General features: G+C 60.0%; 11 protein-coding genes. 6 read left to right on the top strand and 5 right to left on the bottom strand.

All coding sequences use genetic code 11. The annotated features are described in order from the left end of the window. Positions 1-157: 157 nt before the first annotated feature. Positions 158-1,342, bottom strand: coding sequence for a porin (locus AC3ZVB_RS16950; RefSeq protein ID WP_490147211.1), 1,185 nt, complete (start codon positions 1,340-1,342; stop codon positions 158-160). A gap of 173 nt (positions 1,343-1,515) precedes the next feature. Next, positions 1,516-2,322 (bottom strand): sulfite exporter TauE/SafE family protein, encoded by an 807-nt coding sequence (locus AC3ZVB_RS16945; RefSeq protein WP_162439982.1) that lies wholly within the window; start codon positions 2,320-2,322, stop codon positions 1,516-1,518. A 159-nt stretch (positions 2,323-2,481) separates the two neighbouring features. On the opposite strand from AC3ZVB_RS16945, the gene AC3ZVB_RS16940 reads away from it, so the two are divergent. Then, complete coding sequence (locus tag AC3ZVB_RS16940) at positions 2,482-3,345, top strand: MBL fold metallo-hydrolase (RefSeq protein WP_490147210.1); 864 nt, start codon at positions 2,482-2,484, stop codon at positions 3,343-3,345. A 111-nt stretch (positions 3,346-3,456) separates the two neighbouring features. Here AC3ZVB_RS16940 and bkdR read toward each other — a convergent pair whose 3' ends face one another. Beyond that, positions 3,457-3,945: a Bkd operon transcriptional regulator BkdR gene (gene bkdR / locus AC3ZVB_RS16935; RefSeq protein WP_162439980.1), complete on the bottom strand. Its 489-nt coding sequence runs from the start codon at positions 3,943-3,945 to the stop codon at positions 3,457-3,459. A 185-nt stretch (positions 3,946-4,130) separates the two neighbouring features. Here bkdR and AC3ZVB_RS16930 point away from each other — a divergent pair, with 185 nt between their 5' ends. From AC3ZVB_RS16930 to AC3ZVB_RS16910, 5 genes are all read left to right on the top strand, one after another. After that, on the top strand, positions 4,131-5,366 hold the full coding sequence (locus AC3ZVB_RS16930) for a 3-methyl-2-oxobutanoate dehydrogenase (2-methylpropanoyl-transferring) subunit alpha (RefSeq protein WP_162439979.1): 1,236 nt from the start codon (positions 4,131-4,133) through the stop codon (positions 5,364-5,366). 1 nt (position 5,367) lies between these two features. Then, entirely contained in the window at positions 5,368-6,426 is a 1,059-nt protein-coding gene (locus tag AC3ZVB_RS16925; RefSeq protein WP_162439978.1) for an alpha-ketoacid dehydrogenase subunit beta, read from the top strand. After that, complete coding sequence (locus tag AC3ZVB_RS16920; RefSeq protein WP_490147209.1) at positions 6,427-7,704, top strand: dihydrolipoamide acetyltransferase family protein; 1,278 nt, start codon at positions 6,427-6,429, stop codon at positions 7,702-7,704. A 9-nt stretch (positions 7,705-7,713) separates the two neighbouring features. Further along, entirely contained in the window at positions 7,714-9,096 is a 1,383-nt protein-coding gene (gene lpdA / locus AC3ZVB_RS16915) for a dihydrolipoyl dehydrogenase (RefSeq protein WP_490147208.1), read from the top strand. 243 nt (positions 9,097-9,339) lie between these two features. Further along, the gene (locus AC3ZVB_RS16910; protein WP_194693324.1) at positions 9,340-10,359 is read left to right on the top strand and encodes a branched-chain amino acid aminotransferase; all 1,020 of its coding nucleotides are present in this window, start codon (positions 9,340-9,342) and stop codon (positions 10,357-10,359) included. A gap of 53 nt (positions 10,360-10,412) precedes the next feature. Here AC3ZVB_RS16910 and AC3ZVB_RS16905 read toward each other — a convergent pair whose 3' ends face one another. Next, positions 10,413-11,255, bottom strand: a complete 843-nt coding sequence (locus AC3ZVB_RS16905) for a TIGR03915 family putative DNA repair protein (protein ID WP_490147207.1) — start codon at positions 11,253-11,255, stop codon at positions 10,413-10,415. Further along, on the bottom strand, positions 11,252-12,472 hold the full coding sequence (locus tag AC3ZVB_RS16900) for a putative DNA modification/repair radical SAM protein (RefSeq protein ID WP_490147206.1): 1,221 nt from the start codon (positions 12,470-12,472) through the stop codon (positions 11,252-11,254). The genes AC3ZVB_RS16905 and AC3ZVB_RS16900 overlap by 4 nt, the downstream gene beginning before the upstream one ends. Positions 12,473-12,520 lie beyond the last annotated feature (48 nt).

Below are 12,520 nucleotides of genomic sequence, written 5' to 3'. Positions count from 1 at the left end.
TATGAGGTTCGAGTGTACGAAGGCCGGGTAGCGCGACCTATGCTACTTGGGTAGCGGGTAGGCACTTCGATGGGATGAGAGCGACCTGAACGCCATCGCAACGTGTAGCAGCTGCCGAGCCTGCGAGGCTGCTACAGGGGCCTGAGTTGTTTGGGTGTTACCAGGTCAGCACCGCCCCCACCGCGAACGTATCGGTGTCTTCATTCTGCGCATCGGTGTCGTGGCCGTTGATTTCGAACTGGTTGTACTCGGCGACCAGTTTGAGGTTGTCGTTGACGTCATGAAACAGCGCGACGCCCCGGGTTTCGTAGTCTGCGCCGCTACCGACCGCGCCGTTGCCATCGTCCTTGGTCTTGCCATAGGACAAGGCCAGGCGGTTCTTGCCCAGCTTGTACGAGCCCTGCAGCAAATAGCCGTCGCTGTCGATGTTGCGCAACGTCGGTTCGCCGGCGTTGTTGGTGTAGAACGGGTTGATGCCCTTCGCCTGGAAGCCCGAGCCGGTGAGCGACAAACCGCCCATCTTCGCCTGCACGCCGTAACCGACACCTTTGGAGGTCACGGACTCAACGCTTGCATCGGTATTGTCCGAGGTCTGGTAGCTACCGTTGACCCAGCTATAAATCTTCGCCCCGGCGAGGTCGAACTGGTAGGTGATCTCGCTCTCGGTGCGCGGGTTTTCCTGGTAGGCCTTACCGGTCGGGCTGCTATCGTTGGTGTCGACCGGGTCCATGATCCCTACCGCCACCCGCAAGCCGTCCATCACCGGCGTGCGGTAGGTGATCTGTGAGGTGGGAAACGGGTACGGATAACCGGTGCCGATGTTGCCGAACGACACGCCGCCGCCATCCACCAGGCCGAGCGTATCGCTGACCTGGCCATAACCGGCGAGCAGTTCATCCAGCAGAATGTTGGAGCGCGCAAACAGACCGAAGTCCTTGCCGATCAGCACTTCGCCCCACTCGGGGTTGGCCACCGTGCCGTAGAACTGCCGCACGTCGATGGCGGTGTCGGTGCCGTTGGTCTCGCTGTCGTTGATGGTCACCCAGAATGAAGCACGCGCGCCGAGCTTCAAATCATCGACCTGCTTGCCCATGTTGAAGCCCAGGTAGTTGGGCAGGAACCCCATCTTCACGCGCGACTGTCGACGGTCGTATTGGTCGCCGGCGCGGTCGACGTCACTGTTCACGTAGAAGGCGTTGATGTAGCCGTCCGTGGAAAAGGTCGTCTGGTCCTTGTCGTACAGCATGATCTCGGCCTCGGCCATCGGGGCCAAACCCAGGGTCGACAGGCTGGCAATCAAGGCAGGCAAGTAACGATGCTTGAAATTCTTATTGTTGTGCATGACGCGCTCCGCAACGTGGACTGGATGTCGGAGGCGATTATCGAAAGCTGACCGGCGGCGTCATACGCTGCCTTGGAGGCGTTTATGAAGTGCTTTGGGTTGGCGGGTGCGGCGCGGCAAGTTCGGTGTAAGACCGGGCCGCGACAGGGCCCGGGACCAAGGGTGTAAGACTGTCAGACGCTCGCCCGGTACAACATGCAGGCCGCAATCAGTACACACAGACTGGCGAAACCGACCTGCAAGGCTCTGGCCGGGACTCGCGCGCAGAGGCGTCGACCGATGATCATGCCGACAATGCTGGCGGCAATGAATGCTCCGCCGCTGGCGTCGATCCGGACGCCGGCGTGGAATGCGCCAATCACCCCGATGGCCGAGATCAGGCTGATCACCATTAAGGAGGTCGCGACGATTCCGCGCATCTGCACGTCGGTCAATTGCTTGAACGCCGGGACTATCAGAAACCCGCCCCCGACGCCGAGCAGCCCGGAGACCACGCCAGTCACTGCGCCCAGCGCCGCCAGGGTCGCGGTGCATTTGGCGGTCCAGGAAAAACGCCCGGTCTGCTGGTCGAGCATGCAGTTTTTCTGTCCCCAGTTGGCGTGGCCGTGGTCGCTCGGTCCTTCTTGGTGGCGCTCGCGGCGCAGCATGCGCCAGGCGACCATGATCATCAGCAGGCTGAACAGGATCATCAGGATTGTTTCCGGCAACTGATGGGCGAAGAAGATGCCGAGTGGCGAAAACAGTGCGCCCAGCAATGCAATCAACAGCGCCGCGCGATAGCGCACCAGTCCATGACGCAGACCGTCGATGGCGCCCACTGCCGCTGCGCTGCCCACTGCGAACAACGCAACGGGGGCGGCTTGCGTCATCGTCAGGCCCATGCCCAGCACGAGCGCGGGCACCGCAAGAATCCCGCCTCCGGCCCCGGTCAATCCAAGCACCAGCCCCATCACCACACCAAAGAAACTAGCCAGCAACATAAAAACCCGAGATCCATGAAAAGCCGGGAACGCCCGGTATCGATTGGTTTACAGGATAGAGCCCTCACGGCTTTTTTCCTTCACTGAATTGACCAGGGCTGGTCAAGCCGGTGCAAATGACTCTACGCTCAACAGCTGTCCCACGAAGAACCGGCCATCATGCCTGCCCAGATTGAAGCTTTTCTAGACCCCGCCTCATCGACCTACAGCTACGTGATTTACGAACACGATGGCAGTGCCTGCGCCATCGTCGACCCCGTGCTGGATTATGACGCGGCGGCCGGTCGGACCCGTACCGTGCAGGCCGACCGGATCGTGGCTTTTGTGCGCGATCATCAGCTGCAGGTGCAGTGGTTGCTGGAGACCCATGCTCACGCCGATCACCTGTCTGCCGCGTTCTATTTGCGTCGGGAACTGGGCGGCAAGATCGCCATCGGGCAGACCATCAGCAAGGTTCAGGACGTATTCAAAAGCCTGTTCAATCTGGAGCCGGCGTTTCGTGTCGATGGTTCGCAGTTCGACCATCTGTTCGCGGCGGACGAATCCTTCATGATCGGCAATCTCAAGGCCAAGGCCCTGCATGTGCCCGGGCATACTCCAGCGGACATGGCCTACCTGGTCGATAGCACGATGATTCTGGTGGGCGACACGCTGTTCATGCCGGATGTCGGCACTGCTCGCTGCGACTTTCCCGGTGGCGATGCCCATCAGATGTTTACCTCGATCCGCAAACTGCTGGCATTCCCGGCCAGCGTCAGCCTGTACGTGTGCCACGACTACCCGCCCGAGGGCCGCGAGCCCCGGTGCATGACCACGGTCGGCGAGCAGCGCAAAAGCAATATCCATGTGCGTGACGGTATCGATGAAGCCGCTTTTGTTGCCATGCGCAACCAGCGGGATGCGGGTTTGGGCATGCCGAACCTGTTGCTGCCGGCGATTCAGGTGAATGTGCGGGCGGGGAATTTGCCGCCGGCGGAAGACAATGGCGTGACGTACCTGAAGATTCCGATCAACAAATTTTAAAGTCAAAAGATCGCAGGCTTCGCCAGCTCCTACAGGGGACGAGTGCAGCCGTGGAATTACGGTTGCAGGCGATCCGCGTAGGAGCTGCCGCAGGCTGCGATCTCTGGATCTTCAGCTCGTCAGGGTCAAGCCGTTGGCCGGCAATGGCAGCGCCGTCTTGTAGCGCACCTGCTTGAGCGCAAAGCTCGAGCGGATGTTCGCCACCCCAGGCACCTTGGTCAAAAAATCCATCATGAAGCGTTCCAGCGACTGAATGGTCGGCACCAGCACCCGAATCAGATAATCCGGATCGCCCGCCATCAAGTAACACTCCATCACCTCCGGGCGATCCGAAATCGCCTCTTCGAAATGCTGCAGTGCCTCTTCCACCTGTTTCTCCAGGCTGACGTGGATGAACACGTTGACGTGCAACCCCAGCAGCTCGGCATCCAGCAGCGTCACTTGCTCGCGAATGAGCCCCAATTCCTCCATGGCCTTGACCCGATTGAAGCACGGCGTCGGTGACAGGTTGACCGAGCGGGCGAGGTCGGCGTTGGTGATGCGTGCATTCTCCTGAAGGCTGTTGAGAATGCCGATATCGGTACGGTCCAGTTTGCGCATGAGACAAAATCACCTGTTTTTTATGTTTATGCAGATTTTTTATCCTCAAATGATCTCAAGCGCAACGAAACAGAGAGAAATATTCTTCTTGCGCCGGCCTATGATTGTTGTAGGACAAGATTTCTTCCACAGAAGAAAGACGGTCAGCTCACTACAAGAAATTCACAAGATCGAGCGTAGAAGCCATGAACCAAGCGTATGAACCGCTGCGCCTGCACGTTCCCGAACCTTCGGGCCGTCCAGGGTGCAAAACCGACTTCTCCTACCTGCGTCTGACCGACGCCGGTACGGTGCGCAAACCCCCTATTGACGTAGAACCTGCCGACACGGCCGACCTGGCCAAGGGCTTGATTCGCGTACTCGATGACGAAGGCAACGCCCTCGGCCCATGGGCTGAAGGGGTTCCGGTCGAGATCCTGCGCAAAGGCATGCGTGCCATGCTCAAGACGCGCATCTTCGACAACCGCATGGTGGTCGCCCAGCGTCAGAAAAAAATGTCGTTCTACATGCAAAGCCTTGGCGAAGAAGCCATCGGCAGCGCCCAGGCCCTGGCCTTGAACATTGACGACATGTGCTTCCCGACCTATCGCCAGCAGAGCATTCTGATGGCGCGGGAAGTGCCTCTGGTAGATCTGATCTGCCAACTGCTCTCCAACGAACGCGATCCCCTCAAGGGCCGCCAGCTGCCGATCATGTATTCGGTACGCGATCACGGGTTCTTCACCATTTCCGGCAACCTCGCCACTCAATTCGTACAGGGCGTGGGCTGGGGCATGGCCTCGGCGATCAAGGGCGACACCAAAATCGCCTCGGCCTGGATCGGCGACGGCGCCACCGCCGAATCCGACTTCCACACCGCCCTCACCTTCGCCCACGTTTACCGCGCGCCAGTGATCCTGAACGTGGTCAACAACCAATGGGCCATTTCCACCTTCCAGGCCATTGCCGGGGGTGAAGCCACTACCTTCGCCGGTCGTGGCGTTGGCTGCGGGATTGCCTCCCTGCGGGTCGATGGCAACGACTTCGTCGCGGTCTACGCCGCTTCTGCCTGGGCCGCCGAACGTGCGCGCCGCAACCTCGGTCCGACCATGCTCGAGTGGGTCACCTACCGTGCGGGTCCGCACTCCACCTCCGATGATCCTTCCAAATACCGTCCTGCCGACGACTGGAGCTACTTCCCGTTAGGCGACCCGATTGCGCGCCTCAAGCAGCACCTGGTGAAAATCGGTCAGTGGTCCGAAGAGGAGCACGTCGCTGTCAGCGCCGAACTGGAAGCCGAAGTGATCGCCGCGCAGAAAGAAGCCGAAAAATTCGGCACCCTGGCCGGTGGCCAGATTCCAAGCGCCGCGACCATGTTCGAAGATGTCTATAAAGAGATGCCGGAGCACTTGAAGCGCCAGCGTCAAGAGTTGGGGATCTGACATGAACGATCACAACACTACTATCGAGCTGGAAACCGCCATGACCACGACCACCATGACCATGATCCAGGCCCTGCGCTCGGCCATGGATGTGATGCTTGAACGTGATGACAACGTTGTGGTCTTCGGCCAGGACGTCGGCTACTTCGGCGGCGTGTTCCGTTGCACCGAGGGTCTGCAGACCAAGTACGGCACCTCCCGGGTGTTCGACGCACCGATATCCGAAAGCGGCATCGTCGGCGTCGCGGTGGGCATGGGTGCCTACGGTCTGCGGCCAGTGGCTGAGATCCAGTTCGCCGATTACGTTTACCCGGCTTCGGACCAGATCATTTCCGAAGCCGCCCGCTTGCGCTACCGCTCGGCGGGCGAATTCACCGCACCGATGACCCTGCGCATGCCTTGTGGCGGCGGCATCTACGGCGGCCAGACCCACAGCCAGAGCATCGAAGCGATGTTTACTCAGGTCTGCGGCTTGCGCACCGTCATGCCCTCCAACCCATATGACGCCAAGGGCTTGCTGATCGCCTCCATCGAAAACGATGACCCGGTGATCTTCCTCGAGCCGAAACGCCTGTACAACGGCCCGTTCGACGGTCACCACGACCGCCCGGTAACCCCGTGGTCGAAACACCCTTCGGCACAAGTGCCTGACGGCTATTACACCGTGCCGCTGGACGTCGCAGCCATTGCCCGTCCGGGCAAAGACGTGACCATCCTGACTTACGGCACCACGGTGTATGTGTCGCAAGTGGCCGCCGAAGAAACCGGGATCGATGCTGAAGTCATCGACCTGCGCAGCCTGTGGCCGCTGGACCTGGAAACCATCGTCAAGTCCGTGAAGAAAACCGGCCGTTGCGTCATCGTTCACGAAGCGACCCGTACCTGCGGTTTCGGCGCTGAACTGGCTGCGCTGGTGCAAGAGCATTGCTTCCATTACCTGGAAGCGCCTATCGAACGCGTCACCGGTTGGGACACCCCTTACCCGCACGCGCAAGAGTGGGCGTATTTCCCTGGCCCGACCCGTGTGGGCGCGGCTTTGCATCGGGTTATGGAGGTCTGAATGGGCACGCACGTTATCAAAATGCCGGACATTGGCGAAGGCATTGCAGAAGTTGAGTTGTCGGTGTGGCACGTCAAGGTCGGTGACCTGGTCGTTGAAGATCAGGTACTGGCGGATGTCATGACTGATAAGGCGATGGTCGATATTCCATCGCCGGTTCACGGCAAAGTGATTGCGCTGGGCGGTGTGCCGGGCGAAGTCATGGCCGTTGGCAGCATCCTGATCAGCATTGAAGTCGAAGGCGCGGGCAACGTTAAAGAGTCTGCCCAGCCTGCGGCTGCTGTCGTTAAAGAAGCCCCTGTCGCGGCACCCAAAGTCGAAGCCGTGGTAGCGAGCAAACCGGTCGCGGCTGCAGCGCCGCGCCCTGCTGTCAGCCAAGGACCTATGGTTGCTCGCGAGGCCGATGAGCGCCCGCTGGCCTCCCCGGCGGTCCGCAAACACGCACTGGACCTCGGCATTCAACTGCGCCTGGTACGCGGCACCGGCCCTGCGGGTCGGGTACTGCACGACGACCTGGAGGCCTATCTGGCTCAGGGTCAGTCGAACGCCTCTACCGTTTCTACCGCGTACGCCCAGCGTAACGACGAAGAGCAGATTCCGGTCATCGGTATGCGCCGCAAGATTGCCCAACGCATGCAGGACGCCACTCAGCGCGCCGCTCACTTCAGTTATGTCGAGGAAATCGACGTCACTGCAGTGGAAGAGCTGCGCGCCCATTTGAACGAGAAACACGGTGCAACCCGCGGCAAGCTGACCTTGCTGCCGTTCCTGGTCCGCGCCCTGGTTGTCGCCCTTCGGGATTTCCCGCAAATCAACGCCCGTTACGACGACGAAGCCCAGATCATCACCCGCCTCGGCGCCGTGCATGTCGGCATCGCCACCCAAGCCGACATCGGCTTGATGGTTCCGGTGGTGCGTCATGCGGAAGCCCGCAGCTTGTGGGACAACGCCACGGAGATATCACGCCTGGCGACCGCCGCGCGCACCGGCAAGGCCAACCGGGACGAACTGTCCGGTTCGAGCATTACCTTGACCAGCCTGGGCGCACTGGGCGGCATTGTCAGCACTCCGGTGCTGAACTTGCCGGAGGTGGCCATCGTCGGTGTGAACAAGATCGTCGAACGCCCAATGGTGATCAAAGGCCAGATCGTGATTCGCAAGATGATGAACCTCTCCAGCTCCTTCGATCATCGCGTGGTCGATGGCATGGACGCGGCGCAATTCATCCAGGCCGTTCGTGGCCTGCTCGAACAACCCGCCACCCTGTTCGTGGAGTAAGGAACTGCAATGCAAACTCTAAACACAACACTGCTGATCATCGGTGGCGGTCCCGGCGGCTATGTCACGGCGATTCGTGCGGGTCAGTTGGGCATCCCGACCCTTCTGGTGGAAGGCCAATCGCTGGGCGGTACTTGCCTGAACATCGGCTGCATTCCGTCCAAGGCGTTGATCCATGTGGCCGAACAGTTTCACCAGACCCGGCACCACAGTCAGCATTCAGCGCTGGGGATCAGCGTTTCGGCACCAAGCCTGGACATCGGCAAAAGTGTCGAATGGAAAGACGGCATCGTTGATCGCCTCACCACCGGCGTTGCCGCCCTGCTGAAAAAGAACAAGGTGCAGGTCATTGAAGGTTGGGCCCGCATCATCGACGGCAAGACTGTCGAAGTGGGCGATACGCGGATCCATTGCGAGCACCTGGTGCTGGCCACGGGTTCGAAAAGCGTGAACCTGCCAATGCTGCCGATTGGCGGGCCGGTCATTTCTTCCACTGAGGCCTTGGCGCCGACATCCGTGCCCAAGCGTCTGATCGTCGTGGGTGGCGGGTACATTGGCCTGGAGCTGGGAATCGCCTATCGCAAGCTGGGCGCCGACGTCAGTGTGGTCGAGGCGCAGGATCGTATCTTGCCGGCTTACGACGCGGAACTGACCCAACCGGTTCATGAAGAACTGAAGAAGCTTGGGTTAAAGCTTTACTTGAAGCACAGCGTTGAAGCATTTGATTCAAAAGATAATTCACTTAAAGTTCGCGACCCTGAGGGTGGCACTGTCCTCCTTGAAACCGATCAGGTGCTGGTCGCGGTCGGGCGCAAACCCAACACCCAGGGTTTCAACCTGGAAGCGCTGAATCTGGACATGAATGGCTCCGCGATCAAGATCGACAATCGCTGCCAGACCAGCATGCGCAACGTGTACGCCATCGGCGACTTGAGTGGCGAACCGATGCTGGCCCACCGGGCAATGGCTCAGGGCGAAATGGTTGCCGAACTGATCAGCGGCAAATCCCGCGAGTTCAACCCGACCGCTATCGCCGCCGTTTGTTTTACCGACCCGGAGCTGGTGGTGGTTGGCAAGACACCGGATGACGCCAAGGCTGCTGGCCTGGATTGCATCGTTTCCAGCTTCCCGTTCGCCGCCAATGGCCGGGCGATGACACTGGAATCGAAAAGCGGCTTCGTCCGGGTCGTGGCGCGGCGTGACAACCATGTGATTGTCGGCTGGCAGGCGGTGGGTGTCGGTGTGTCAGAGTTGTCGACCGCGTTCGGCCAGAGCCTGGAAATGGGTGCACGACTGGAAGACATCGCCGGCACCATCCATGCGCATCCGACCTTGGGCGAAGCGGTGCAGGAAGCGGCGTTGCGTGCCCTTGGCCATGCGCTGCATCTGTGATTCAAAACAATGGATGTTGGCAGAGATGGCCTCATCGCTAGCAGGCTAGCTCCCACATTTGGAATGCGTTCTCCTGTGGGAGCTAGCCTGCTGGCGATTTCTTGAGGTCCACTGGATTTATCTGTCTGTCATCCGATAGTCCGGGCTGCGAAACAGGCCCGGAATGAAGTATTGTTGTCCCCATCCAAAAAAACGTCAGAAGCCTTGAACCGCTTTGGCGGTTGTTCAGTGATAGAGGGTGTCATGGGTAACGAAAGCATCAATTGGGACAAGCTGGGTTTTGACTACATCAAGACAGACAAGCGTTTCTTGTCGTACTGGCGTGACGGTTCCTGGGACAAAGGCACCCTGACCGAAGATAACGTGCTGCACATCAGCGAAGGCTCCACTGCGCTTCACTATGGTCAGCAATGCTTCGAGGGCATGAAGGCCTATCGTTGCAAGGACGGCTCGATCAACCTGTTCCGACCGGACCAGAATGCCCTGCGCATGCAACGCAGCTGCGCACGTCTGCTGATGCCGTTCGTGGAAACCGAGCAGTTCATCGAAGCCTGCAAGGAAGTGGTTCGCGCCAACGAGCGTTTCATTCCGCCTTACGGCACCGGCGGCGCGCTGTACTTGCGTCCGTTCGTGATCGGCGTGGGTGACAACATCGGTGTGCGTACCGCCCCCGAGTTCATCTTCTCGATTTTCTGCATCCCGGTCGGCGCCTACTTCAAGGGCGGCCTGACCCCGCACAACTTCCTGATCTCCAGCTTCGACCGTGCAGCCCCTCAAGGCACCGGCGCGGCGAAGGTCGGTGGCAACTACGCCGCCAGCCTGATGCCAGGTTCCCAGGCCAAGAAGGCGCACTTCGCCGACTGCATCTACCTGGACCCGATGACCCATTCGAAAATCGAAGAAGTCGGTTCGGCCAACTTCTTCGGTATCACCCACGACAACAAGTTCGTCACGCCGAAGTCGCCTTCGGTGCTGCCGGGCATCACCCGTCTGTCGTTGATCGAACTGGCAAAATCGCGTCTGGGCATGGAAGTGATCGAAGGTGATGTGTTCATCGACAAGCTGTCCGACTTCAAGGAAGCCGGCGCTTGCGGTACCGCTGCGGTGATCACGCCAATCGGCGGCATCAACTACAACGACAAGCTGCACGTGTTCCACAGCGAAACCGAAGTCGGCCCGGTCACCCAGAAGCTCTACAAAGAGCTGACCGGCGTGCAAACCGGCGACATCGAAGCGCCAGCCGGCTGGATCGTCAAAGTCTGACCTGACACCCGCGCCATCGAAACCCTCCATCTGCCTCGGCAGTGGAGGGTTTTTTATGAGCCCTGATCTTGCTTGTGGGCGCCCGCCCCGATGCGTTTACCCGCCCTGCCCTTGATTCCGCTGGCCTGGCCGTCTTGCTGCTTGCCGGTTCTCGCCTGGGAAATCAACCCGGGGATCAATGCCCCTTCAGGCAGGTTTTTCCAGAATCGTGCCGGCAGATGCCCTTGCATGACAGTCGGGTTCAACCGCGCCGGGTTGAAGATGTGGCTGTAGTACGTCAGCCACATGTCGCTGTGCGGGTCTTCGACGTTTTGCGCCAGCTGCTGCCATTCCACCGGACACTGGCGCTGGTGGATCAACTGCTGGCCGTCATAGTAAACACCGTCCCTGGGCGTTGCGATCATCCAGCGGTCGCGCCCCATGCGACCAATGAAATGTTCACTGGCGCTGCGCAGGATGTCATGGGCCGGCTCATGCCAGGCCACGTACTGCGGGCCTTCGTTTTCAGGCAACGCAACGAACCTCACAAACGCATGTAGATGATGAGATTCACGCTGTATCTGCTTGATTCTTCTCTGTAATTCACTGCCGAGCTTATCACCTGCCATCATGGCGGTACGGTCACCATGGCTGACTCGCCACAGCACTTCATACAGCAGACTCCAACGCTGATCGCCGCGATAACGCGCCGCGCGCTCAAGCGTGTCGAGCAGCGTTCGCGGAATCCGAGCCAGAAACGGACCCTGTGTCTTGGGCAGCACGTCATCGCTGCCGAACAAATCCGACACGCCCTCACTGGCCCAACTCACCTGGCTCGGATCAACTTCATGACTCAGCAGCCAGCGCGCCTGCCCGCGCCAGGTATCGAACAGGTCGTCGCAATCCAGATGGATCATCCCCACAACCCCATTTGCTGTGGCTGCGGCCGGTCGCGCAGTTGTTGATAGAGCAAATGACTGGTGACTTCGGCCTGCTGCGGATGGTAATCGCTGGTGATGAAGAAGGGTTTGGCTTTGGTCAGCACACAGCGCATACGCGCCAGGTCTTCAAAGCGGATGCGGCGCTGACGGCGCAGTTCCACCAGCCGTTCGGCGGTGCGCAGGCCGATCCCGGGGATGCGCGCGATCAACGAGGGCTCGGCACTGTTGAGGTCCAGCGGGAAAACGCCGCGATTCTCCAGCGCCCAGGCCAGCTTGGGATCAATGTCCAAGGCCAGGTGCCCGGGCCCTTTGAACAGCTCACCGGCGGTAAAACCGTAGCTGCGCAACAGAAAATCGGCCTGGTACAGACGGTGCTCGCGCATCAGGGGCGGCGCGGCCAGCGGCACGCTTTTGGGGCTGTTGGGGATCGGACTGAATGCCGAGTAATACACACGGCGCAGACGGAAGTTGCCGTAAAGCGCCTGGGCACTGTGAAGAATGGTGCTGTCATCGGTGTCATCGGCGCCGACAATCATTTGGGTGCTTTGCCCGGCCGGGGCGAACTTCGGCGATCTAGGCTCGTTTAACACGGTCTGGACACCGGTATAGATGGTTTGCATCGCCTGCTTGATCGAGCCCAGCTGTTTTTCCGGGGCCAGGGTTTGCAGGCTGGCATCCGTGGGCAGCTCGATGTTGACGCTCAGCCGATCGGCATAGCGCCCGGCCTGCTCGATCAGCGCCGGGTCGGCTTCGGGAATCGTCTTGAGGTGGATGTAGCCGCGAAACTCATGGTCTTCACGGAGCGACTTCGCCACGCGAATCAGTTGCTCCATGGTGTAGTCCGCCGAACGAATGATCCCGGAGCTGAGAAACAACCCGCTGACGCAATTGCGTCGATAGAAATCCAGGGTCAGCGTGACCACTTCTTCTGGCGTGAACCGCGCCCTCGGCACGTCGCTGGACCGGCGGTTGACGCAGTACTGACAGTCATAGAGGCAGAAATTGGTCAGCAGGATTTTCAGCAGGGACACGCAGCGCCCATCGGGCGTATAGCTGTGGCAGATACCCATCCCGTTGGTCGAGCCCACACCACTTTTGCCCTCGGAACTTCGCTTCGGCGCCCCACTGCTGGCGCAGGACGCGTCGTATTTGGCGGCGTCAGCGAGGATGCTGAGTTTGTCGATGAGTTCCATGGGGGCACGCCACTTACTGTTTGGATATACAGTATAGGTTCGATACTC

It is taken from the genome of Pseudomonas sp. MDV22-iso1, from assembly GCF_058145095.1.
The sequence above is the reverse complement of the archived record's forward strand: the minus strand, read 5'-3'. Positions and strand labels throughout refer to the sequence as shown.